The 24,111-nt window shown below is 35.2% G+C and carries 22 protein-coding genes; 10 read left to right on the top strand and 12 right to left on the bottom strand.

The features are described 5' to 3' along the window. The first annotated feature begins 28 nt into the window (after nt 1–28). Together CGC48_RS02610 and CGC48_RS02605 are read left to right on the top strand one after the other, a co-directional pair. Complete coding sequence (locus CGC48_RS02610; protein WP_098028362.1) at nt 29–811, top strand: glycoside hydrolase family 16 protein; 783 nt, start codon at nt 29–31, stop codon at nt 809–811. An 81-nt stretch (nt 812–892) separates the two neighbouring features. Further along, complete coding sequence (locus CGC48_RS02605) at nt 893–2,110, top strand: metallophosphoesterase (RefSeq protein WP_098028361.1); 1,218 nt, start codon at nt 893–895, stop codon at nt 2,108–2,110. Between the two features lie 26 nt (nt 2,111–2,136). Here the strand turns inward: CGC48_RS02605 and dapA are convergent, their stop codons facing one another. Together dapA and CGC48_RS02595 are read right to left on the bottom strand one after the other, a co-directional pair. Further along, entirely contained in the window at nt 2,137–3,021 is an 885-nt protein-coding gene (dapA, locus tag CGC48_RS02600) for a 4-hydroxy-tetrahydrodipicolinate synthase (RefSeq protein ID WP_018279936.1), read from the bottom strand. A 20-nt stretch (nt 3,022–3,041) separates the two neighbouring features. Then, nucleotides 3,042–3,557: a DUF6913 domain-containing protein gene (locus CGC48_RS02595; RefSeq protein ID WP_098028360.1), complete on the bottom strand. Its 516-nt coding sequence runs from the start codon at nt 3,555–3,557 to the stop codon at nt 3,042–3,044. Nucleotides 3,558–3,621: 64 nt separating this feature from the next. Between CGC48_RS02595 and CGC48_RS02590 the strand changes: the two genes are divergently transcribed. From CGC48_RS02590 to gyrB, 6 genes are all read left to right on the top strand, one after another. Beyond that, nucleotides 3,622–4,410 (top strand): 5'-nucleotidase C-terminal domain-containing protein, encoded by a 789-nt coding sequence (locus tag CGC48_RS02590; protein WP_232780537.1) that lies wholly within the window; start codon nt 3,622–3,624, stop codon nt 4,408–4,410. Between the two features lie 21 nt (nt 4,411–4,431). After that, nucleotides 4,432–5,340, top strand: coding sequence for a bifunctional metallophosphatase/5'-nucleotidase (locus CGC48_RS02585; protein WP_098028358.1), 909 nt, complete (start codon nt 4,432–4,434; stop codon nt 5,338–5,340). Nucleotides 5,341–5,468: 128 nt separating this feature from the next. Then, nucleotides 5,469–5,930, top strand: a complete 462-nt coding sequence (locus CGC48_RS02580; protein ID WP_098028357.1) for a lipocalin-like domain-containing protein — start codon at nt 5,469–5,471, stop codon at nt 5,928–5,930. Between the two features lie 79 nt (nt 5,931–6,009). After that, nucleotides 6,010–6,396 (top strand): pyrophosphohydrolase domain-containing protein, encoded by a 387-nt coding sequence (locus CGC48_RS02575; RefSeq protein WP_041996158.1) that lies wholly within the window; start codon nt 6,010–6,012, stop codon nt 6,394–6,396. Between the two features lie 121 nt (nt 6,397–6,517). Next, nucleotides 6,518–9,364, top strand: a complete 2,847-nt coding sequence (gene gcvP / locus CGC48_RS02570; RefSeq protein WP_098029737.1) for an aminomethyl-transferring glycine dehydrogenase — start codon at nt 6,518–6,520, stop codon at nt 9,362–9,364. Nucleotides 9,365–9,537: 173 nt separating this feature from the next. Further along, nucleotides 9,538–11,490, top strand: a complete 1,953-nt coding sequence (gene gyrB, locus CGC48_RS02565) for a DNA topoisomerase (ATP-hydrolyzing) subunit B (protein WP_098029736.1) — start codon at nt 9,538–9,540, stop codon at nt 11,488–11,490. Nucleotides 11,491–11,559: 69 nt separating this feature from the next. On the opposite strand, the gene CGC48_RS02560 is transcribed toward gyrB, so the two are convergent. Both CGC48_RS02560 and CGC48_RS02555 read right to left on the bottom strand, forming a co-directional pair. Next, nucleotides 11,560–12,177: a 4'-phosphopantetheinyl transferase family protein gene (locus CGC48_RS02560; protein WP_098028356.1), complete on the bottom strand. Its 618-nt coding sequence runs from the start codon at nt 12,175–12,177 to the stop codon at nt 11,560–11,562. Between the two features lie 385 nt (nt 12,178–12,562). After that, nucleotides 12,563–13,540 carry a pyruvate dehydrogenase complex E1 component subunit beta gene (locus CGC48_RS02555; RefSeq protein WP_041990979.1) on the bottom strand — a complete coding sequence of 326 codons (978 nt, stop codon included), beginning with the start codon at nt 13,538–13,540 and terminating at the stop codon, nt 12,563–12,565. A 230-nt stretch (nt 13,541–13,770) separates the two neighbouring features. Between CGC48_RS02555 and smpB the strand changes: the two genes are divergently transcribed. After that, nucleotides 13,771–14,226: an SsrA-binding protein SmpB gene (smpB, locus tag CGC48_RS02550; RefSeq protein ID WP_018279946.1), complete on the top strand. Its 456-nt coding sequence runs from the start codon at nt 13,771–13,773 to the stop codon at nt 14,224–14,226. Nucleotides 14,227–14,232: 6 nt separating this feature from the next. On the opposite strand, the gene CGC48_RS02545 is transcribed toward smpB, so the two are convergent. The 5 genes from CGC48_RS02545 to CGC48_RS02525 form a co-directional block, all read right to left on the bottom strand. Further along, the gene (locus CGC48_RS02545) at nt 14,233–14,676 is read right to left on the bottom strand and encodes a hypothetical protein (RefSeq protein WP_018279947.1); all 444 of its coding nucleotides are present in this window, start codon (nt 14,674–14,676) and stop codon (nt 14,233–14,235) included. A 251-nt stretch (nt 14,677–14,927) separates the two neighbouring features. Continuing rightward, entirely contained in the window at nt 14,928–15,608 is a 681-nt protein-coding gene (locus CGC48_RS02540) for a hypothetical protein (protein WP_098028355.1), read from the bottom strand. 43 nt (nt 15,609–15,651) lie between these two features. Next, nucleotides 15,652–16,377, bottom strand: a complete 726-nt coding sequence (locus CGC48_RS02535; protein ID WP_098028354.1) for a DUF6261 family protein — start codon at nt 16,375–16,377, stop codon at nt 15,652–15,654. Between the two features lie 1,143 nt (nt 16,378–17,520). Then, entirely contained in the window at nt 17,521–18,351 is an 831-nt protein-coding gene (locus tag CGC48_RS02530; RefSeq protein ID WP_098028353.1) for a hypothetical protein, read from the bottom strand. A 126-nt stretch (nt 18,352–18,477) separates the two neighbouring features. Then, nucleotides 18,478–21,111: a valine--tRNA ligase gene (locus CGC48_RS02525; protein WP_098028352.1), complete on the bottom strand. Its 2,634-nt coding sequence runs from the start codon at nt 21,109–21,111 to the stop codon at nt 18,478–18,480. Between the two features lie 224 nt (nt 21,112–21,335). Here CGC48_RS02525 and CGC48_RS02520 point away from each other — a divergent pair, with 224 nt between their 5' ends. Further along, nucleotides 21,336–21,710: a DUF1573 domain-containing protein gene (locus CGC48_RS02520; protein WP_018279955.1), complete on the top strand. Its 375-nt coding sequence runs from the start codon at nt 21,336–21,338 to the stop codon at nt 21,708–21,710. Nucleotides 21,711–21,777: 67 nt separating this feature from the next. Here the strand turns inward: CGC48_RS02520 and CGC48_RS02515 are convergent, their stop codons facing one another. The 3 genes from CGC48_RS02515 to pncB are packed head-to-tail and all read right to left on the bottom strand — an operon-like array spanning nt 21,778 to nt 23,782. After that, nucleotides 21,778–22,317, bottom strand: coding sequence for a Smr/MutS family protein (locus CGC48_RS02515; protein WP_098028351.1), 540 nt, complete (start codon nt 22,315–22,317; stop codon nt 21,778–21,780). A 48-nt stretch (nt 22,318–22,365) separates the two neighbouring features. Continuing rightward, entirely contained in the window at nt 22,366–22,590 is a 225-nt protein-coding gene (locus tag CGC48_RS02510; protein WP_098028350.1) for a hypothetical protein, read from the bottom strand. Between the two features lie 4 nt (nt 22,591–22,594). Further along, nucleotides 22,595–23,782 carry a nicotinate phosphoribosyltransferase gene (gene pncB, locus CGC48_RS02505; RefSeq protein WP_098028349.1) on the bottom strand — a complete coding sequence of 396 codons (1,188 nt, stop codon included), beginning with the start codon at nt 23,780–23,782 and terminating at the stop codon, nt 22,595–22,597. Nucleotides 23,783–24,111: the final 329 nt, after the last annotated feature.

Raw genomic sequence — 24,111 nt, 5'->3', positions numbered from 1 at the left:
ATTGTGATTTTTCTAAAATTATTTGAGAATGAGAAAAATTTTGATATTCCTTTGTTATGTATCTCTGATGGTGGGATGTAAAACTTCTTCTGAAATTGGTAGCAAAAAAGAAAAGAAGTGGCGATTGGTTTGGGAAGATGATTTTGAAAGAGATGATATCTTTTCTACAGGCGTTTGGTCAAAAATTCCGCGTGGTAAATCTGATTGGAATAACACAATGAGTTTGGACGAATCACTTTTTGAAATCAAAAATGGAAATCTGATACTCATTGGGAAGAAAAACGACATCGCTCCAGATGATTCTTCTAAATTTGTAACAGGAGGTGTTTTCACTAAAAACGGAAAATATTTTGAATACGGGAAGGTAGAAATTCGTTGTAAACTTGAGGCTACACAAGGCTCTTGGCCAGCAATTTGGATGCTTCCAAAGGTAGGAAAATGGCCTTATGGTGGTGAAATTGATATTTTGGAACGATTGAATTTTGATAATTTTGTATATCAAACCATACATACGCAATACACACAAAAGAATAAGGAAAATCCTAAGCATTACACTACTTTTCCCATTAATCCAGACGATTACAATACCTATGCAGTAGAAATTCAGCCTAACGAATTGCGTTTTTACGTCAATGACCAATTTACGTTTTCATATCCCCGTATTGAAGGAAATCCAGAACAATTCCCTTTTGGAAAACCTTTTTATTTGTTGATTGATATGCAGTTAGGAGGCTCTTGGGTAGGAGATGTTCCTGATTTTGAAAAACCAATTCGTATGTATGTTGATTGGGTTAGATATTATCAGAAATAGTTCTATAAGAATGAAAATTGAAAATTTTGGGAATGATTTTTGTACTTCTCACGAAATTGGAGAAGAATTTTATTTGAAAATATGTACGTAATACTCGTTTTATTTATAGTTGTTTATCTTTTATTGGCACGTTATGCCAATCAAGCTCTGAAAACGCTGAAAATTTCTCAAAAAGGTAGGTATGTTTTTGGAGCGGTTTCTGTTTTGGTTATTGTAAATGTAGTTTTGCAGTGGCTTCTTCGTACCAAAGCCGTATGGACTATCTTTCAGCAGTACTCGATGGGGGCGTTAATTACTTGGTTTATCATACTTGTCGTGTTATCTCTTATTTTATTTTTGGAGGACATACAACGGATTGGTGTTGCGTTATTTCGGTACAAATCAGCGGGTGATAAGTCAATTCCTTCAAGAAGAAAATTTGTCAGTTTGTTGGCGTTGGGAGTAGCTTCAGTTCCTTTTTTATCAGTGGTTTATGGAGTTACAAAAGGAAAATATAATTACAAAATTTGGAAATACACACTTTATTTTGACGATTTGCCAGAGGCTTTTGATGGGTATCGGATAACTCAAATATCTGACATTCATGCAGGAAGTCTTGATAACAAGTCGAAAATACAATACGGAATAGATTTGATTAACCAACAGCAGAGTGATGCCATTATGATTACGGGTGATATTGTAAATAATTTGGCTAGTGAGTTGCTTCCTTGGAAAGATATTTTGAAGCAATTAAAGGCTAAAGATGGTGTCTTTTCCGTTTTAGGAAATCACGATTATGGAGATTATTCCTCTTGGGAAACTCCCGAAGCAAAGGCAAAAAACCTTGAAGATTTAAAAGAAATACAACGTGAAATGGGATTCGATTTGATTTTGAACGACCATCGTTATATTGAAAAAAATGGAGAAAGGATTGCCATTTTGGGAGTTGAAAACTGGGGACACGGACGATTTTCAAAGTATGGCGATTTGGAAAAAGCAATGCAAAACGTTTCAGATGAAGATTTTAAGATTCTTTTAAGTCACGACCCAACGCATTGGGAGTACGAAGTGTTACCTGAAAATAAAAATATCCAACTAACACTCAGCGGACATACGCACGGAATGCAGGTAGGTATTGAAATAGAGGGACTTGTGAAATGGAGTCCTTCAAAATGGACTTACAAATATTGGGCAGGAATGTATGAGGAGACAGGAAAAAAACTGAATGTTAATCGTGGATTTGGTTATCACGCATTTCCTGGAAGAATTGGAATTTGGCCAGAAATTACCGTAATTGAATTGAGAAAGAAAATAAATTAAAAAAGTGGAGAGAATTCTCCACTTTTTTATAATTTACTGATAATTTGTATATCTGCTTTAATTTCAGCCTTTAAGCTATTCGATGCCTCCACCAAAGGCAAACGAACATAAGGTTTACACAATCCTTTTTCTGCTAAAATAGCTTTGATTCCCACAGGATTACCTTCTTTAAAAGCTAAATTTGTCTGTTTCATCAGTTGATAGTGAATAGCTCTAGCTTTTTCTACTTCTCCTTTTAGTCCGAGTCTCACCATTTCAGAAAATTCTTTTGGGAAAGCAATTCCTATTACGGAAATTACTCCTGAACCACCCATAAATACTGAAGGAAGTGTTGAAAAATCATCTCCTGAAATAAAGAGAAAATCCTCGGGTTTATCCTTTATTACCGCCATATTCAGTGACAAATCACCCGAAGCCTCTTTTACTGCAATTATGTTTTCAAAGTTTTTTGCTAAACGATTTATCGTATCAGCACTCATTGAAACTCCTGTACGTCCTGGTACATTATACAAAATAATAGGCAATGGAGAATTTTTTGCAATTTCGGAAAAATGTGCATATAATCCATTCTGTGAAGGCTTATTGTAATATGGTGTAACGGATAAAATAGCCGTAAACTCCGATAAGTCAAAATCATTTATTTCATCAATGACTGCTTGTGTGTTGTTCCCTCCGATTCCAATAACTAAAGGTAAACGTTGTTTGTTAGCTTCGATAATGGTTTCACAAACTAATTTCTTTTCATCTTTGGTTAACGTAGGGACTTCACTTGTGGTTCCCAAAACTACAAGATATTCTACTCCGCCATCAATTACATAATTTACGAGCTTTGTTAGAGCTTCTGTATCTACTTTATTATCAGATGTGAATGGAGTAATTAGTGCAACTCCTGTTCCTCTTAATTGTTCCATATATGCTATGTTTTTTGAATTTATTTTAACATTGTTGACAGAACTTTTTTAACTTCGGTGGTAAAAACAGCCTTCTCTTCCAACTTACAATTGATAATTATATCGTTATATTCATCACCAATGCCTTCAAAACCAATTCGTAGTTTGGCTTTTATGGATGAAGAAAGCAGCAGCAGAGGCAATTTTGGATTTTTAAAGTAATTTATCAAAATGTCGTATTCCTGCTCTGAAAGCCTGTCGGCGTGATAGTTACGAACTTTTCCTTGCCAATTAATTTCTTTATCTATTAAAAAAGGGAGTCCGTTTGTGTGGGTTTCTTCTGATTTTTGTTTATATCCTAAAAAAATGTAGTTTTCAGGACGTAAATTGTAGTATTTCACTAATTCCAAAAGTGGCTCAACGTCCTTAACTATATCCATATCAATGATACAGCCTACTTTTGAAACGGAGTTCCCAAACCTTGCAGAATATCTTTCTAAGGCTTTTAAATTCTTCTGAATTTGTTTTTTTAGAAAATAATTTTTTAGAAATTCCAAAATTTATTACTTTTACGCTCTGTTCGCAAAGATAGAGATAAAAATTTATAAATAAGAACCATTTATGAAAAAGTTATATCTAAGAATGAAATATTCTTTTGTTGTATTTGTAATGCTTAGTTGTTTTATTTCCTGTAAACCTGTAAAAAATAACTTGATTTCAATTCAAGGTAAAAATATAGAAATAGGGAGTGATAATGAAGGTAAAGATGGTGAAATAGAGAAGTTTATACTTCCTTATAAGAAACACGTTGACAAAGAAATAGAAGCAATATTAACATATAATCCTGAAGCTTTGGTTAAAGAAGCCAGTCAGCTAAATGCTCCAATAGGAAACTTAATAGCAGATGCTTCGTTCGAAATAATTAATCCTATTTATTCTCAAAGAATAGGGAGAAATATTGATTTTGTTTTACTCAATTGGGGAGGAATTCGTTCCGACTTACCACAAGGAAACGTGACGTTAGGAAGTGCTTATAACTTGATGCCTTTTGAGAATAAATTGGTAGTTTTGGAAATGAAAGGAGAAAAAATTAATGAAATGGCTCAATACCTGATTAAGACCAAAACACCTCATCCTCTTTCAAATCACGTTAAGCTTCATATCACAAAAAAAGGAGATATAGAGCTTTTTACAATCAATGGCAAAACGATTGATACCAAAGCAACGTATGTTGTGGCTACTTCTGATTATTTGATGCACGGAGGTGATAAAATGATATTTTTTCAAAATTCAGTAAGTGTTTATGAAACAGATTATCTGATACGAAATATACTTGTTGATTATTTCAAGAAAGTAGATGCAATACAAGCAAAAAGAGATGACAGATTTATTCTTATTGAAGATAAGTAAACTAAATTTACGAATGAGATTATGGAAAGAAGACGATTTATACAAGGGATAGGAGCAACATCATTATTTGTAGGATTGGGAGGTTTATCGCTTTCAATGAAGCCTCAAAATACGAAAAAAATAACCATTCTTCACACCAATGACACTCATAGCCATATAGACCCCATTTCCGAAAATGACCCAAGAAATCCTAATAAAGGGGGTGTTGCCAGACGTGCCTATTTGGTAGAAAAAATACGGAGAGAGAATCCTAATACGCTTTTATTCGATGCGGGTGATATTTTTCAAGGAACTCCGTATTTCAATTTCTATGGAGGTGAATTAGAGTTCAAACTAATGTCGATGCTGAAATATGATGCAGCAACAATCGGAAATCACGATTTTGATAACGGAATAGATGGATTATTTGCTCAACTTCCTCACGCAAAGTTTGATTTTCTGACAGCAAACTATGATTTCAGAAACACGATAATGGACGGACATACAAAGCCTTACAAAGTTTATATCGTTGATGGAATTCGCATAGGTGTCTTCGGTTTGGGAATTAAGTTGGAGAATTTAGTAAACAAGGATAATTATAAGGAAACCAATTACTTAGATCCACTTGAAATTGCTCAAGATATGGAGTATAAATTGCGAAAAGAAGAAAAGTGTGATTTGGTAATTTGTTTGTCGCACTTAGGATACAAATACGATAATGATGATAGAATATGTGACCTGAAAATTGCTGAGCAAACATCTGAAATAGATTTAATTATAGGAGGTCACACGCATACTTTCTTGCCAAAACCCACCTTAGTTACAAACAAAAAAGGAAACATAACTTTAGTTAATCAGGTTGGGTGTTTTGGAATTAATTTAGGAAGAATTGATTTTTATTTTGAAGAAGGTAAAAATATCCAAAATAGTTCAGTGATTATAGAAATTTAATAAAAATCTGACTAACAAGGAACAAAGTTTTATATGGGTTTCTTATTTTCTGGATAGGTTAAGTTTACTTCACTTATTCGGAAGTATTTTGTTCTTTTGTAATCAAATTTTTGTAGAAGCAAATTATTATGGGAAAAATTGTAACATTTATTGTACTTATTTTTAGTTCGTTAGTGATTTCTTGCGGAAAGGATGATGAAAAAGAGGTTAAGCCACCAACAGATTCTTCTTCCGATATTAAAGAAAAAGATGATAAAAAAGAAACTCCCAAAAAGAATCCTTTTGTGGGTACTTGGGAGATAGTTTCGATGCAAATTAATGATAAAGAGCGTGTTCTTAGTGATTGTGAAAAGAAAAGTTATGCTGTTTTTCAGGAAACTACATTCACAACGTACATAGGGTTGTTAGCTGGAGGTATTTGTATCGAAAAGCCAATAAATTGGACTTATACAATCTCAGATGATATAATTTCTGGGAAAAGTGAGGAAGGTCTTGTTGCTGAAATTCCTTTTACTTTCAAGGAAGGAAAGTTGACTTTGACATACAACATACTAAACAGAAAAATAGTAAGTACATACAAAAAACGATAAAATTATTAGAGGATATACAAAAAACACTTGCCTTTTTGCAGGTGTTTTTAATTTTTAAACAATATAAAAAGTATTTGAAATGCAAAATAAATTAAAATCTGTAGCAGATTTTCACAAGGCTTTTAGATTGGGAACAAAGCAAGAGCCTACAGTTAATTTGAAAGATGAAATTATTACCTTGCGATTTAAGTTGATGGCAGAAGAAAATGAAGAATATTTGGAAGCCGCACGAAATAAAGACATTGTGGAAGTAGCTGATGCATTGGGAGATATGCTTTACATTCTTTGTGGAACAATCATCGAGCACGGACTTCAGCACAAAATAGAAGAAGTTTTTAGCGAAATTCATCGCAGTAATATGAGTAAACTTGATGAAAATGGAAACCCTATTTATCGCGAAGATGGAAAGGTAATGAAAGGAGCAAACTATTTCAAGCCCAACATTGCAAAGATTTTGGAAAACTAAACAATAAAATTTGGATAATGAGGATTGAAACGTTTGGTTTTTGTTGATTATTACTTTGTTGTTTCATAAAAAAAATTATAAATTTGTACGTTTAATAATCAAAATTGATTTACATACAATTATGAATACAGAAAAATTTGAATTGCGTCATATTGGGATAGCTCATAATGACGTTCCACAGATGCTCAATGCGATTGGTGCTGATAGTTTAGACCAATTAATCGACCAAACCATTCCTAAACATATTCGTTTGCAATCGCTTTTAAATCTGCCAAAAGGTATCAGCGAATATCAATTTTTACAACACGTAGGGGAATTGGCTCAAAAAAATAAAGTTTTTAAATCCTATATTGGGTTGGGTTACAATGAGGCTATTACTCCTTCGGTAATCAAGCGAAATATTTTTGAAAATCCAGGTTGGTACACTGCCTACACACCGTATCAGGCTGAAATTGCACAAGGTAGGTTGGAAGCGTTACTTAATTATCAAACTGTTGTTCTTGACCTTACGGGAATGGAAATTGCCAATGCGTCTCTGTTAGATGAAGGAACAGCTGCTGCTGAGGCAATGGCTATGTTACTTGATTTACGTACTCGCGAACAGAAAAAGAATAACGTTAATAAATTCTTCGTTTCCGAAACAATTTTTCCACAAACGCTTTCTGTATTACAAACCCGAGCCGTTCCTTTTGGTATTGAATTAGTAGTGGGCAATCACGAAACGATAACTCTGGACGAGAGTTATTTCGGTGCGATTGTTCAATATCCTTCAGGAACTAACGGAGAGGTGTACAATTACGCTGATTTTGTAGCTAAAGCTCATAGTTTGGATATAAAAGTGGTTGTTGCAGCTGATTTGTTGAGTTTGGTTCTGCTTGAAGCTCCTGCAAAATTTGGTGCAGATGTGGTGGTAGGAACTTCGCAACGTTTTGGTATTCCGTTGGGTTACGGAGGTCCTCACGCAGCTTATTTTGCAACACGTGATGAATACAAACGTTCCATTCCAGGGCGTATCATTGGTATTACTATTGATGCAGACGGAAATCCAGCTTTGCGAATGGCTCTCCAAACACGTGAGCAACATATCAAACGCGATAAAGCAACTTCTAATATTTGTACGGCTCAAGTGTTGTTGGCGGTAATGGCAGGAATGTATGCGGTTTATCACGGACCAAAAGGTTTGGAGTTCATCGCTGGTAAACTCCACAATGCCACTGTAACTTTGAAAAACAATTTGGAAAAATTGGGCTTCCAAGTGAATACTAAAAACTTCTTCGATACGCTTTCAGTAAAAGCAAAAGCTGAAAAAATCAAAGCTATAGCCGAAGCTAATCAAATTAATTTCTACTATCCTGACGCGGAAACTGTAAATATCTCACTTAATGAAACTGTGGGAGTAGAGGAACTTAATGCTATTTTAGCAGTTTTCGCAGAAGCGGAAGGCAAACAAAAAGTGGTGCTAACTTCTTTGGAAGAAAAGAGTGTTATTCCAGAGGCATTGCGTCGTCAAAGTGAATTTTTAACTGCTCCTGTGTTCAATTCGTATCATAGTGAAACAGATATGATGCGTTATATCAAGAAGTTAGAAAGAAAAGACCTTTCTTTAAATCATTCGATGATTTCGTTGGGATCTTGTACAATGAAGCTCAATGCAGCTACGGAAATGCTTCCTTTAAGTATGGCTCAGTGGGCAAACATTCACCCATTTGTACCTAAAAATCAGGTGGAAGGCTATCACGAAATGCTTACCGAGCTTGAAAAATCACTTTCTGTTATTACTGGATTTGCAGCGACATCGCTTCAACCTAATTCGGGAGCTAATGGTGAATATGCAGGTTTGATGGTTATTCGCCAATACCATATTTCTAACGGAGAAGGACATCGAAATATTTGTTTAATTCCTTCATCAGCCCACGGAACAAATCCAGCTTCGGCAGTAATGGCAGGAATGCAAGTAGTGGTTACCAAAACGGACGAAAAAGGAAATATCGATGTTGCTGATTTGAAAGAAAAGGCTGAAAAACACAAAGATAATTTGGCTGCGGTGATGATTACTTACCCATCAACACACGGGGTATTTGAGTCGTCTATCGTTGAAATTATCGACATTATTCACAAAAACGGCGGACAAGTGTATATGGACGGGGCAAATATGAATGCTCAAGTGGGGCTTACCAATCCTGGAACCATTGGGGCGGACGTTTGTCATTTGAACTTGCATAAAACCTTTGCAATTCCGCACGGAGGTGGCGGACCAGGTGTAGGACCTATTTGTGTGGCTAAGCATTTGGCTCCATTCTTACCTACTAACCCGATAGTTGCTACAGGCGGAAGTGAAGCTATCACGGCAGTTTCTTCGGCTCCTTTCGGGAGTGCCTATGTTTGCCTAATTTCTTACGCATACATCAAAATGCTTGGCGGAGAGGGCTTAACAAATGCTACGAAATTTGCGATTTTGAATGCAAATTACTTGAAAGAGAATTTGAAAAAACATTACGAAATTCTTTATACGGGAGAACAAGGCAGAGCTGCTCACGAAATGATTTTGGATTGTCGTCCGTTCAAACAAAATGGTATTGAGGCTATTGATATTGCTAAACGCTTAATGGATTATGGCTTCCACGCACCAACGCTTTCTTTCCCAGTGGCAGGAACGTTGATGGTTGAACCTACTGAAAGTGAGAGTAAAGCTCAATTGGATTTATTCATTGATGCAATGATTTCTATCCGCAGAGAAATAGAAGAAGCTACTCCAACAGACCAGACTAACGTCTTGAAGGAAGCTCCACACACGCTCTCAATGATTACAGCCGATACGTGGAACTTGCCATATAGCCGACAAAAAGCAGCCTTCCCATTGGAATCTATTGCCGAAAACAAATTCTGGCCAACCGTCCGCAGAGTGAACGATGCACACGGCGACCGAAACCTAATTTGTTCTTGTGCGCCTATTGAAAGTTATATGTAAAATCATATTGTAAATTTGATAAAAATCTCTCAGTTTGGGAAAGAAAAAATCTTTTTCATTCTGAGAGATTTTATTTTTTGGTCAGTTATTTTGACTTTTCCGATTTTGTAGTTTTGATAAAAAGTAGTATCTTTGTAGACTATTATTTTTTAGAACAGCATAAGGGAAAAATTATGAGTGAAGAAATAAAAAAAAGCCAGTATTCAGCTGATAATATTCAATCATTAGAGGGAATGGAGCACGTACGGATGCGTCCGTCGATGTACATTGGAGACGTAGGAACACGAGGTTTGCACCATTTGGTGTATGAGGTGTTGGATAACTCTATCGATGAGGCTTTGGCAGGATATTGTGATACAATTTCGGTAACCATCAATGAAGATAATTCAATTACAGTTGAAGATAATGGACGTGGAATACCTGTAGATATTCACAAAAAGGAAGGTGTTTCGGCTTTGGAAGTTGTAATGACTAAGATTGGAGCAGGAGGGAAGTTTGACAAAGGTTCTTATAAAGTATCAGGAGGATTGCACGGAGTAGGGGTTTCGTGTGTGAATGCTTTGTCAGTTCATCTAACTGCAACTGTTTCTCGTGAAGGAAAAGTGTATCAACAAGAATATTCTCGCGGAAAAGCACTATATCCTGTAAAACAAGTAGGAGATACTGATAAACGAGGGACAACGGTAACTTTTTTGCCTGACACCGAGATTTTTCAGCAAACCACAGAGTATAAATATGATACACTTGCTGCTCGTATTCGTGAATTGGCATTTTTAAATAAAGGAATAACAATTAATCTTACTGATTTACGAAATAAAGACGAAAAAGGAAACTATATTTCTGAGAAGTTTTATTCAGAAAATGGATTAACAGAGTTTGTTAAATATTTGGACGCAAGTCGCCCAGCAATTATCGGTCGCGTAATTGCGATGGAAGGAGAAAAAGCAGGAATTCCTGTGGAAGTAGCTATGATTTACAACGATTCATTCAATGAAAATTTGTATTCATACGTGAATAATATCAATACTTCGGAAGGAGGAACGCATTTGCAAGGTTTTCGTATGGGGCTTACGCGTACACTAAAGTCTTACGCTGATAAGTCAGGAATATTGGAGAAAGCCAGTAAAGATAAAAAAAATCCAATTGAGATTGTAGGAGATGATTTCCGCGAAGGATTAACAGCAATCATTTCTGTTAAAGTTGCTGAGCCTCAGTTTGAAGGACAGACAAAAACCAAACTTGGTAATCGTGAGGTTACAGCTGCGGTTTCACAAGCAGTCTCTGATATGCTTGAAGCCTATTTGGAGGAAAATCCAAACGATGCCAGAGCCATTGTAGAAAAGGTTATTTTGGCAGCACAGGCACGTCAGGCAGCAAGAAAGGCACGTGAAATGGTGCAACGAAAAACCGTAATGAGTAGTGGTGGACTTCCTGGGAAATTATCAGATTGTTCAGAACAAGACCCTGAAAAATGTGAGTTATTTCTTGTGGAGGGAGATTCTGCGGGAGGAACAGCTAAAAGTGGTCGAGATAAAAATTATCAAGCGATTTTGCCTCTGAAGGGTAAAATTTTAAATGTTGAAAAAACAAACTTTGTAAAAGTTCTTGATAATGAAGAGATAAGTAATATTTATAGTGCTTTAGGCGTATATTATGATCCTGAAATTAAAGCGTTGAACCTTGAAAAATTACGATATCATAAAGTTGTGATTATGTGTGATGCCGATGTAGATGGTTCGCATATTACAACTCTGATTTTGACTTTCTTTTTCCGATATATGCGAGAACTAATCGAAAGCGGTTATGTTTTTATCGCAACGCCACCACTTTATTTAGTGAAGAAAGGTAACAAGAAAGAATATGCTTGGAATGATAAAGAGCGTGATCGATTAACAGAGGAATTTGGAGGAGGTACAAATATCCAGAGATACAAAGGTTTGGGAGAAATGAATGCAGACCAACTTTGGGAAACAACAATGAATCCCGAGCATAGAACACTTCGCCAAGTAACTATTGAAAATGCAAGTGAGGCAGATCGTATCTTTTCAATGTTAATGGGTGATGAGGTTCCACCACGTCGTGAATTTATTGAGAAAAACGCAAAATACGCGAAGATAGATGCTTAACGCAATTTAGTGTATAATAGATAAAATAAAAAAAGAGAGTTTTCTTATAAACTCTCTTTTTTTATTTTTTTAAGAAGCTGAACAATACGCTAAAACAAACTCTTCCTGAATGTTCAAAAAAGAAACATCGTAAATGGAATCGTTAATTTTAATCTTTGTTTCAGTGTCGTTTGGAAAAAAGTCTTTTACTAAAATGTGATTTGCTGTAATTCCAGGCTTCCCGTGCATTTTATAACCAGCTTCTTTAGCCGACCAAATCATCGTTAGTTTCTGAAGAACGTTGTGAGAAGAAAACGACGCATTGCGATAATTCCACTGTGTGAATTTGTCTGCAACATTGATAATTTTCTCTCTCTTTTTTTCGATGTCCACCCCAACTTGACGCTCTCCGATAATGACAGCGACCATATCAAACGAATGGCTAATGGAAATCTTTTTTCCATCTTTCAAGTAAGGTTTTCCCTTTTCATCATAAAACAAATCATCTGAAGTGTATCCTAAAGAGCTTAGAATCTCACGAACAGCTAAGAAATTTTTCTTTCCTGTTTCGAACTTGATGGAATCATATTTTGTTTGATGAATTCCTGTCAAATTGGCTCGTTTGGCTAAATCACTAAGCGACTCTGTCACTTTCCAAACATAAAGACGAGTTTTCTCATCTACATTAATAGTCTCAAATAACGGCATAATTAAATCATCTCTTTGTTTAAACGGACGCAAATTTACTCAAAATTTTCGTTGAAAGCAATAGTACACGGGTGTTTATACTTTGTAAAATCATATTGAAAAGATAAAAATTAACAAAAAAGTATTGTTAAGATATATGTAGCAAAAGCCTTAGAATTGCTTGTTTTTAGTAATATTGACTTGCTAGTTTGGTTAAAAATGGTTAATTTTAAGAGTTGTTGAGAAAGTCTAAAGGGTTAGATTTTGTTTAAAAAATTAACACAATTGATAGAAATTTTTATGATTTCTGGAAGAATAATTTTCCTTTTAGATGTATAATAAAAAAATCTTTGTAGAAAAGAACTATTTCCTACAAAGATTTTCAAGTTTATTCAGTAAGTCTTAACTATTTATACATTACTTTTTTTACAGCTTTAATCACGTCGTTGGCATTAGGTAACCACTCTTCCAACAATGCAGGTGAATAAGGAGCAGGAACATCGGCTGTGGTAATTCGTTGTATTGGAGCGTCTAAATAATCAAAGATATTTTCTTGAACTTGGTAAGTAATTTCTGACGACACACTTCCGAAAGGCCAAGCCTCTTCCAAAATTACCAAACGATTCGTTTTTTTAACAGATTCAAAGATAGTTTTGCTATCCATTGGGCGAACTGTACGAAGGTCGATAATTTCGCACTCAATTCCTTCTTTGGCTAAAGTTTCGGCGGCGATGAAAGCTTCTTTGATAATTTTACCGAAAGAAACGATAGTAACATCTTTTCCTTCGCGTTTCACATCAGCAACTCCTAAAGGTAAAGTATATTCTCCTTCAGGAACTTCGCCTTTATCTCCGTACATTTGCTCCGATTCCATAAAGATAACAGGGTCATTATCACGGATGGCAGACTTCAGTAAGCCTTTTGCATCGTATGGATTAGAAGGAACAACAACTTTTAAACCTGGACAGTTTGCAAACCAATTTTCGAAAGCTTGTGAATGCGTTGCAGCCAATTGCCCAGCCGAAGCTGTAGGTCCACGGAAAACAATCGGAATATTGATTTGCCCACCTGACATTTGACGAATTTTTGCAGCATTATTGATAATTTGGTCAATCCCAACCAAAGAGAAGTTGAAAGTCATAAACTCCACAATTGGGCGACTTCCATTCATCGCAGCACCAACCGAAATCCCAGCAAAACCTAATTCAGCAATAGGAGTGTCAATCACACGTTTAGGACCAAATTCATCTAACATTCCTTTGGAGGCTTTGTAGGCTCCGTTGTATTCAGCAACCTCTTCACCCATCAAATAAATCGATTCATCGCGACGCATTTCTTCGCTCATAGCCTCGCAGATAGCTTCTCTGAATTGTATCGTTCTCATTTCTATGAATATATTTTGATATCGTAATAAATTAAATCACAAAAATACATATAATTATTGAATTTCATATTTTTTTGAGAAATATAATCCAAATATATTTGTAAATTATATTTTATATTGTTGAAAAACAATCATTTGTTGCTCTGTATTGAATGCTGATTTTTCCCAAAATTCAATTTTTTAATGTTTGATTTTTCATTATTCACTCTTTTTACTACTTTTGCTGTGTTATGCAGAAGAATATCAATATACTTAATAAAAGAGCTAAGTTTGAATATGAGATATTGGATAAGTATCTCGCTGGAATTGTGCTTGTTGGAACGGAAATAAAATCCATACGATTGGGGAAAGCCTCTATTGCAGAAAGTTTTTGCGAGTTTAATGAAAAAAGCGAACTTTTTGTAATTAATATGACTATCGAAGAATATGCTTACGGAACGTATTACAATCACAAACCCAAAAGTGAACGAAAGCTCTTACTTCAAAAACGAGAACTCAAAAAACTTCATAAGGAGGTAAAAACCACAGGTTTGACAATAGTTCCGCTACGGCTTTTCATCAACGAAAAAGGTTTAGCAAAGGTTGAAATAGCTTTGGTACGAGGTAAAAAATTGTACGACAAACGCGAAACCATTAAGGAGCGAGACAACAAACGAAACTTGGACAGAATCAAAAAAATGAGGTAACTACACTCACTTCCTTTTCAGCACAGGAATTTGAAGATGAACGCCTAATGTGAATCCTTTAAACATTTTTTCTTTGTTGATTGGAATGCTGTATCCAGCAGTAATGTTGGCAATAGAAAGAAGGCTAAGACCTATTTTTGGTTGAAAGGCTTGGGAATTGAGAGAAGCTCCAGCTGATAGAAGAACCAAATGAAAATCAACCCCAATTTCGGGAATAAATCTCGCTTTTTCTTCATATTTCAGGTAGTGTACTCCTCCGTAAAGGGTTGTACTTGCTAAAAAAGAATCGCCTTTAACATATCCCAATCCTAAAAAGCCTGTATTTTTGGATTTTGCGTTGTGGTTGTAACCCAAACGGACTGTAAAATCATCTAACGGAACTCCGCTGTATACCTGCGAAAAGCCTTTTAATGAGAATAATACAACAATAATTAAGAAAAATTTTTTCATAATGTGTTTTTTGTTCTTTTGATTTATCTACAAAGATAGGATTTTTGTTTTTAACAAAATCTGAATTTCAACAGAAACATATTTTCCGTAACAAAATTAAAGAATATTCTTTACAAAAGCGAAAAAGGACGAAAATACTTTCGTCCTTTTTATCCATTTTAGTTCAATACATTTGTTTTCACTGATTTTACATACCTAAAATAACGGAAAACTATCCGTTAGATCTTTTTAGGAGTTTGTTATTGATGAAATTATTTCTTCTTTTTGGTTGTGTAAAAATAACCATCAAATAACTTGTTATAAAGTGCACCTAAGTTTTCCCTATTTGTTGGAGACTTTTCAACGGGAAGTGTTCTGTTAAAAAACACGACTTTCCCCTCTTCAGCATCATAAATCATTGCAAATAAAGACGTATTCGCCTTTATAGGGGTTTGTGTATACATTCCTAATGTTAGAATTCCCATACCAATTCCTTTGGCTATTTGTCCTCCATAATTGCCTTTTCTGCGGTCAAAACCTGAATTTATCACACATAAACCATATCTTTTATTGTTTTCCTTTACAACAGAATTCATCAGTGGAGTTGTTTTTACATTTTCAATCTTTTTACTTTTGGTAATTTGATTGAAAACTTTGAGAATATCAGCTTGTAACGTATCTTTCTGACTATCTTCAACTAAGAAAGATTTTTCAATTCTCGGATTATCTGCCGAAGTAATGATTGAATCTAACAATTTTGTAGAAATCTTAGATAACGAATCATTGGGACTTATTTTGTTTCCTTGCTCAACAAAACCAATAATTGAAATTGTTTCGTGACTTCCTAAATTCGTAATGTGACTTGGTAAAACATCTTTGTTTATTAACATAGCTGATGGAGCACAAGAACTTAGTAATAAAATAGCTGTTAGTGTAGTAAAAAAATGTTTCATAAGTGGTAGAAAATTAATTTGATTTTAAAATTATTTTATATTGTTACTTTTTAGTTTCACTATCTCCTTTTCCCTGATTGTTTCTTCGTTTTATAGTGCTGTTGGTTGTGTCAATCACTTGTTCCACAGCGTTGGCAAGGGAACTATATTGCGTAGGGTTAGCGATTTTCATTGCGATAAGATACGGAATGAGTTTCCCATTGATGGCTTCGAGCAGCGGTTTTTTCAGTGATGAGGCAGAAGGAGTGTTTTTCTGCTCGGAAATACTTTTTTCGTACTCGGCACGAAGTTCAGTAAAGGCAGTTTGTTCATTGCGAAGTTGCGAAATGATTTCTTTTATTCCTTGGAGTGACGCAATTGCCGATTCCAATTCGGGGGCAGACAAATCCTTTAACAACGATTCAATAAGTGATGATTCGACAGCGTACGCCTCTTTCGTGATTTTCACCCCATATTTGGAGAAGACAGCGAATAATTTTTCGCCGTTTTCTTTCAATTGAGGGATGGGCAACGCACAATAACCGAGCAATGCCGCATTGAGTGACCGCACCAAATTATCCCTACGCAAGTCGGCTTCTTCCTGTTTGGAGAGCAACACATCGCGTTTGATGGCTTCGGTAATTTCGTGGGAAAGCGTTTCGATTTCGGTAAAAGTAGATTTCAAAAAAGCCTCCTCTTGCAAGGCAGTTTCTTTGCGATACAACACCAAAAGTAGGTCAGAAACATCATCGATTTCAGTGGTGCGAACACGTGCATCTAATTTTTTCATAGTAAATGGTTTATTTTAAGAGTTCAATTCTCTACAAAGGTAAAAATAAAAATGAAATAATATAATTTTTTAACATTTAACTATTTGTTTGTTATATTTTGAAGAAAGAAAAAGATAAAAAGGACTTCGACTTTGTCAAAAAGTTGGGAGGCATTTCAAGAGGACATCCCCCCTTACCTCCTTTAAAGGGAGATTTATAGGGCGGAAAAGTATTGTATAGAAATTTTTAGGTAATATCTCCTTAATTTTAGTTATGGTAGGAGTAAAGAAATTTAATTTTCTGCTGAATTCCCCCTTCGAAGGGGGTAAGGGGGATGTTTTACGTGAAAATTTAGGCTTCGACTCCGCTCAGCCTGACAGGATTGATAAAAATATGTTGCTTGTTTTCTTAAACGAAGTCGAAAGATGATATAAAATGTTTTACTATTTACTTATAACGATTGTTTTCTACTGAATTCCCCCTTTGAAGGGGGGAAGGGGGATGTTTTATGTAAGAATTTAGGCATCGACTACGCTCAGCCTGATAGAAGTGACAAAAATACGTCATTTGTCATACTGAGCGTAGTCGAAGTATGTTATAAAATATTTATAAGTTTATTTACTCCGATAGGGAATGACAAAAATATATTACTTATCATACTAAGCACAGTCGAAATTTGATATAAAATACTTCAATTTTCGTTTAAAACAATTGTTTTTTAGTGTCGGGGTTTTCCCGATATCTTTTTCCTGACATTTTGAAATTTCAGGGTCATCCCGATTGCTGAAAACATTTGTTTTCTATTATCGGGGTCATCCCAATAGCTACTTTCTTATGTTTTGATGCTTCGGGGTCATCCCGATTGCTAAAAATACTTGTTTTTCATTATCGGGGTTATCCCGATAATTACTTTTTGATGTTTTGATATTTTGGGGTTATACTGATTTGTGAAAATATTTGTTTTTATCATCGGGGTCTTCCTAAAGCTTATAAAGTTAAAAAGACGCTCTTAAAACGTCTTTATTCTTTTTAAATTTTATTGATTTTTTTATACAAATATCGAATGCAGTAACAAAAAGAGCATATGTTTTTAATTTATAATAAAATCAATTTATTTTACCTGTTAATTACTAAGAAAGAAATTATATAACAAACCATTTGAATTATTTTCCCGATATCATAGTACTTACTGGTTCTCCTGAATCAAAAGTGACTTTAGTTTTAAGTTCATTACGCTTACCATCATAATATGTTATTTCTAAAATCTTATCAGAAAAGTCTTTAGAAACATTTTTTAATTCTGTATCGGCTTCCTTTGAAGTTCCATGAAACTCTTTTGAATAGATCCCTTTTAGTTCAAGCTTATCAAGAGGTTTAATATGATTGATTCGATCAAGTTTTTCTAAAGAAGTAAATTTAGTACCCTGTGTTTCTAAGAGTTTAATATTATAAGCAGTGACTTCAGAATTGTTATAAATTATAAGTGAAAACCTCCACTTTAAAGTCCAATATTGATAGTAGTCTGTTCCCGCGAGGATTGTTTCTCCAAATACTTCAAAATTTTTCTCACTAATTCTTTCAGTAAATCTACCCCAAGTATCATAAACCATATCTATTTCTAAAAGAGGCGGATTTTCACTTATTCTCTCATTGAAATTGATAGCTTCAAGAGCCTTCTTCTCAGCTGATTCTTTCCATTCTTTCAATACTTCTACTGTATATGAATCAGTATCTCTATCAATCAGAGCTGCGCAATTTGCACATAACCAGATAGCATTGTCAATATCTTTCCTTTCTGAATGTGATAGTTCTTCATTATATCTTGCACCCCCTTCAGAAGCAGCGGTAATGTGAGCAGCAATTCCAATATTTAAAGCTTTATCTCTATCACTAGCTGGTCCAATAGTAGCTTTTCTACAGCTAGGATTGGAGCAACGATATCCAACTCTTTTAGCTAATATTTTTTTAGTACTTGACGAAAAATCATCTCTCATTTGTTATATTCCTTTAGAACTATTTAATGATATAAAACTTTTAATTTCTTCTTTCTTTCATACAAAAAGGCGAAAAAATCTTTCGCCCTTTCTTGTAACTTTATCCTTTACACTTTTTCCTTTTCCTTACTCCCGCAAGTTTTTAAGGCTTTCCTGAATGGTTTCAATCTTCGCCAGTGCGTCGGCTTGTTTTTTGCGTTCCATTTCCACCACTTTTTCGGGAGCGGAGCTGACAAATTTCTCGTTGGAAAGTTTTTTCTCCACCGAAGCCAAAAAGCCTTGCGTATATTTGAGTTCCTCTTCGAGTTTTTTGATTTCTTCCTCTACATTGATATTGCCCTGCATCGGAATAAAATACTCATTGGACTTCACTCGGAACGAAATCGCTCCCTCTACCTTTTGGCTAACATATTTCAGTTCGGACAAGTTGCCTAATTTAGCGATAATCAAATCGAAAGTCGTTGTCGTTTGTTCGTTGTTGAGTACCGAAAGAGGCATTTCTTCCTTAAACGGAATGTTTTTCTCTTTTCGCACGGTTCTGATGCCCGAAATTACTTCGGCAGCGGTCTCAAATTCGGCTAAAATCCGCTCATCGAATGAAGTTATTTCAGGATATTTTGCCACTACCAGAGCCTCCTGAGGTTTTCGCTCGGTGATATGTTGCCAGATTTCCTCCGTGATGAAAGGCATAAACGGATGTAACAATTTGAGGTTATCTTCAAAAATGGCGATAACTTCTGCAAAGGTTTTTTGGTCAATCGGCTGTCCGTAAGCAGGTTTTACCATCTCCAAAAGCCACGAACAGAAGTCGTCCCACACCAATTTGTAGATTTTCATCAAGGCATCGGAGATTCTGTATTTTGCAAAATCGTCTTCGGTTTCGGCAAGTACCTTTTGGAACTTATTTCGGTACCATTCTATGGCAATTCGGTTGTTTTCAGGCTGATTAGCTTCCGAAATTTCCCAACCTTTTACCAGTCTGAAGGCATTCCAAATCTTGTTGGCAAATCCGCTACCTTGTTGGCAAAGAGCCTCATCGAAAAGTAAGTCATTTCCTGCTGCGGACGATAATAAAAGCCCCACACGAACGCCGTCCGCACCAAAGTCATCAATCAATTTCAACGCATCGGGCGAATTGCCCAATGATTTAGACATTTTTCGTCCCTGTTTGTCGCGAACAATCCCCGTGAAATAGACATTTGTAAAAGGTTTTTTTCCTTTGAATTCGTACCCTGCCATAATCATTCTCGCCACCCAAAAGAAAATAATATCGGGACCTGTAACCAAATCATTGGTAGGATAATAATAATTGTATTCTTCGTTTTCAGGGTCTAAAATTCCACCAAAAACGCTCATTGGCCACAACCAAGAAGAGAACCACGTATCGAGAGCGTCTTCGTCCTGTTTTAAGTCATTAGTGGTTAGGGAGTGGTTATTAGATTTTGCTTTTGCCAATTCTAAGGCTTTTTCTTTGGTTTCGGCAACTACGAAATCTTCTTTTCCGCTACCATAATAGTATGCCGGAATTTGTTGTCCCCACCAAAGCTGACGCGAAATGTTCCAATCGCGGATGTTTTCCATCCAATGGCGATAGGTATTTTCATATCTTTTTGGGAAGAAATTGATTTCTTCACTTTCCAAAACTCCGCTGATGGCAGGTTTTACCAAATCTTCCATCTTCAAAAACCATTGGTCGAGTGGGCGTTGTTCGATAACAGCCCCTGTACGCTCCGATGTACCGACTTTATTAAGATAATCTTCTGTTTTCAGCAATAAATTTTTGGCTTCGAGTTCTCCAACTATCTCTTTGCGAACTACAAATCGGTCTTTTCCTTCGTAATGCAATCCGTGATGATTCAATTTGGCATCGTCGGTAAAGGCGTCGATGATTTCGAGTTTATGGCGTTCACCGATTTCGTAATCGTTTTTGTCGTGAGCCGGAGTGATTTTCAAAGCTCCCGTTCCAAACTCAATATCCACGTATTCGTCTTCGATAATCGGCACAACACGATTAACAATCGGCACAATTACTTTTTTGCCTTTCAGATGTTTGTAACGCTCATCGTTGGGGTTGATACAAACGGCAATATCGCCGAAAATTGTTTCAGGACGCGTGGTAGCTACCAAAAGATATTCCTCTGAACCTTCAATTTTGTATTTCAGATAGAAAAGTTTTCCGTTCTGTTCTTTATAAATAACCTCTTCATCCGAAAGAGTGGTTTTGGCTTCGGGGTCCCAATTGACCATTCGATATCCGCGATAGATGTATCCTTTATTGTATAAATCGACAAACACCTTTATAACCGAAGCATAAAGATCATCATCGAGGGTGAATTTGGTTCTGTCCCAATCGCACGAACAGCCGAGTTTTTTGAGCTGCTCAAGGATAACACCACCATACTGATGGGTCCAATCCCAAGCGTGTTTGAGGAATTCCTCACGTGTAAGGTTGGCTTTGTCAATGCCTTGTTCTTTGAGCTTTGCCACTACTTTGGCTTCGGTGGCAATAGAAGCGTGGTCGGTACCCGGCACCCAACAAGCATTGAAACCTTTTAGCCTTGCACGGCGGATAAGCACATCTTGAATTGTGTTATTGAGCATATGCCCCATATGCAAAATTCCCGTAACGTTTGGCGGGGGAATTACAATGGTGTAAGGTGTTCTTTCATCGGGAGTTGAGTGGAAGAAATTGTGTTTCATCCAGTATTCGTACCATTTGGCTTCTACCGAATTGGGTAAATATTTTGAAGGGATTTCCATACTTTGGCTTGATTTTTGTCTACTGAAATTAATTATCGTGCAAATATAAGATATTTGTTTATTTTGAAGAAAAAAATTAATTTTGCACCCGCATTTTATTTCCAGATACATCTTTTGAGAAAGGGTTATTATGGAATTTAGAAAACATTAACGATTAAATGTAAAGGTTGGCATAATTGTTGATGTTATAGAGAATATAAACTAATTTATTTAATTTTTATACCATGAAAAAGTTTTTAACATTTTTATTTGTGGCTACTTTCGGATTAGTTTCTTATGCACAAGAAACTGCTGAAATCACTTTCAAAACTGAAGAAATTGACTACGGGAAAATAAAAGTAGGAAGTGATGGGGTTCGTGTTTTTGAATTTACAAACACAGGAAAAGCTCCATTGGTAATTACAAACGTAGCTTCAAGTTGTGGTTGTACAGTGCCGTCTTGGACGAAAGAGCCAGTTGCTCCAGGAGCAAAAGGAAAAATTGAGGTAAAATACGATACAAAACGTGTTGGACCTATCAGCAAAACGGTAACTGTTACCTCAAATGCAAAACAAAATCCTGTTAAGGCATTGAGAATTAGAGGAGAAGTGCAGCAATAAATCCATAACTATTTTATATTTAACAAGAAATAAGCCATCATAAAAGGTGGCTTATTTCTTTTTTTATTTAATTATTTTTGTTGTCTTGAAAAATGTAGACTTCTGTAGCTCCAACTCCATATTTGCTGTACTCAGCATCGTAAAATTTTACATTATACCTTCCTAAAAGATATTCCAATTCAGTGCGTAAAACACCTTCGCCAACGCCGTGAATGAAAACTACTCGCTGTATTCGTTTTTCAATGGCAAATTCTAATTGTTTTCGTGCAGTTTCAATCTGAAGTGTGAGCATTTCGTGATTGGTCATATTTTTGGTTGAAGCCACTAATTGATGTATGTGTAAATCCACTTCCATTGGAGGGATTTTCTTCTCTTTTTTGGGAATGATTTTTTTCTTCTTTTCAATGTTTTTCAACAGCGAATCATCATCTGCTTCAAGAAAGTTGATTTTTAAGTTATTTTCTTTTTTTACTTTTACAATTTCCGACCTATCAAATGAAAGTTCAAATCCATCACGAGTTAAAATAGTTATTTTACTCTCTTTGATTTTAACAATTTTGCCTTGAATGGTATCATCTATAACTTCTACTAAATCACCAATTTCCATTTTTGTGAATTATGAAAAAATATTTTAGGTAAGATGCGTTTTGTCTGATTATTTCTTTTTTTCTTCTGTATCATCATCTTCTTCCTGTTTAGGAAAAATTCTTTCTTGAAAATCTTCTTCTCTTTTGGAAGGCAATGATTTTGAGATAGAATAAATACCAATCATCAGTAGCACCATTCCGCTGATTAACAAAAATTGGTCGTATTGTTCAAACCAAAAACGAAGTGAAGCCACTAAAATTCCAAGAATTATGTAAATGTAAGCAGGTTTCATATCATTAGTTTTTAATTCTCAGAATTTCTTTCGCAAGTTCAATCATTCGTGGTTCGCCAGTGTGTTTATTAGGTTCGTCAGATAGTTTTACGGTTGGAACCCATTCATTATCACTGGTTAGTACTTCCGTGAGCTTCATAACAATATTCATAGGGCGTAAGCCTACATCGTTAGTTAAATTAGTTCCAATACCAAATGAAATACCGATTTTACCTTTACAAGCCTCTGTAATTAGTTTGACTTTTTCGGTATTTAGCCCATCAGAGAAGATAATATATTTTGATAGCGGATTGATTCCTAATTTTTTATAATGATTTATGGTTTTTTCTGCAAAAACAATAGGGTCACCACTATCGTGACGAACGCCATCGAATAGTTTGCTGAACTTTTTATCAAATTGTTTGAAAAAAACATCTGTGGTATAAGTGTCTGAAAGAGCGACTCCTAAATCTCCTCTGTACACATCAACCCAATGTTCGAGAGACATTGCGTTTGACATTTTGTATCCATACTCGGCAGCGTGGAACATAAACCACTCGTGAGCGTGTGTTCCAATAGGTTTTACCTGATACTTCATTGCCATATGTACGTTGCTCGAACCCGAAAAATTATATTTCTTCGATTTTGTGAGTGTTCGCATTACAATGTCGTGTACGTGGTAAGAATGCCTACGGCGAGTACCAAATTCGGCAAAAACTACACCAAATTCCTCATAGAGTCTCACTTTTTCGATGGTATTTTCCATAATTTGTTCATCTGTCCACTGTTTAGCTTTGGTTAGTTTGTAAAAAAGTTCGCTAATCATTGCAAGTAGAGGTACTTCCCATAGAATAGTACGATACCAAAATCCTTCGACCTCAACTTCAATATTGGTTCCTTCTTGCTTAATTTTTACTTCGGTGGGGTCGTAACGATATCCTTCTAGAAAATCAATATAAGCGGGATTCAAATATGGACAATTAACTTTTAGGAATTCTTTTTCATCTTTGGTTAATTTCAAGTGAGCCATATCATTTACAGCCTGTTGCATCACCTGAGCAAATCCTTCAGGAAATTCGTGTTTTCCTCGATTGATAAATTTATAACGTCCTTTCGTATTAGGAAATAACTTCAGAACAGCACATTGCATTGTGAATTTATAAAAGTCATTATCTAAAATGGAGTTAAAAACTCGATGATTTTCTTGTGACATTGTGTTTTAAATAAAAATGTTAAACATAAAGCAAAGGTATGAAAAGAATTTATAAAAGCAAAAAGATTGTAAGTGCTTCATTATCTGATGATGTTAAAAATAAGAAGTGATTTGTTAAATAAAATAGATGTTTTAGTTAAAACATTTTATTAATAAAATGATAGAAAACCTTTAAAAATATATTGATTTGGAAAAGATATTTTTAGTTAAAGTTTTGATTTTTAGTAGTTTTGTTTTTTGTTTTAGAGGTAGCTTTAATATTATGTTTTTATAATTTCTTTCTTAAGATAAAAATGTTATATTTTGTGAATAACAAATAATTAAATACT

Origin of the sequence: Capnocytophaga cynodegmi (assembly GCF_002302475.1) — a bacterium.
In the GTDB taxonomy this organism is placed as follows: Bacteria; Bacteroidota; Bacteroidia; order Flavobacteriales; family Flavobacteriaceae; genus Capnocytophaga; species Capnocytophaga cynodegmi.
Note: the sequence above shows the minus strand (reverse complement) of the source record. Positions and strands in the feature narration are given on the sequence as shown.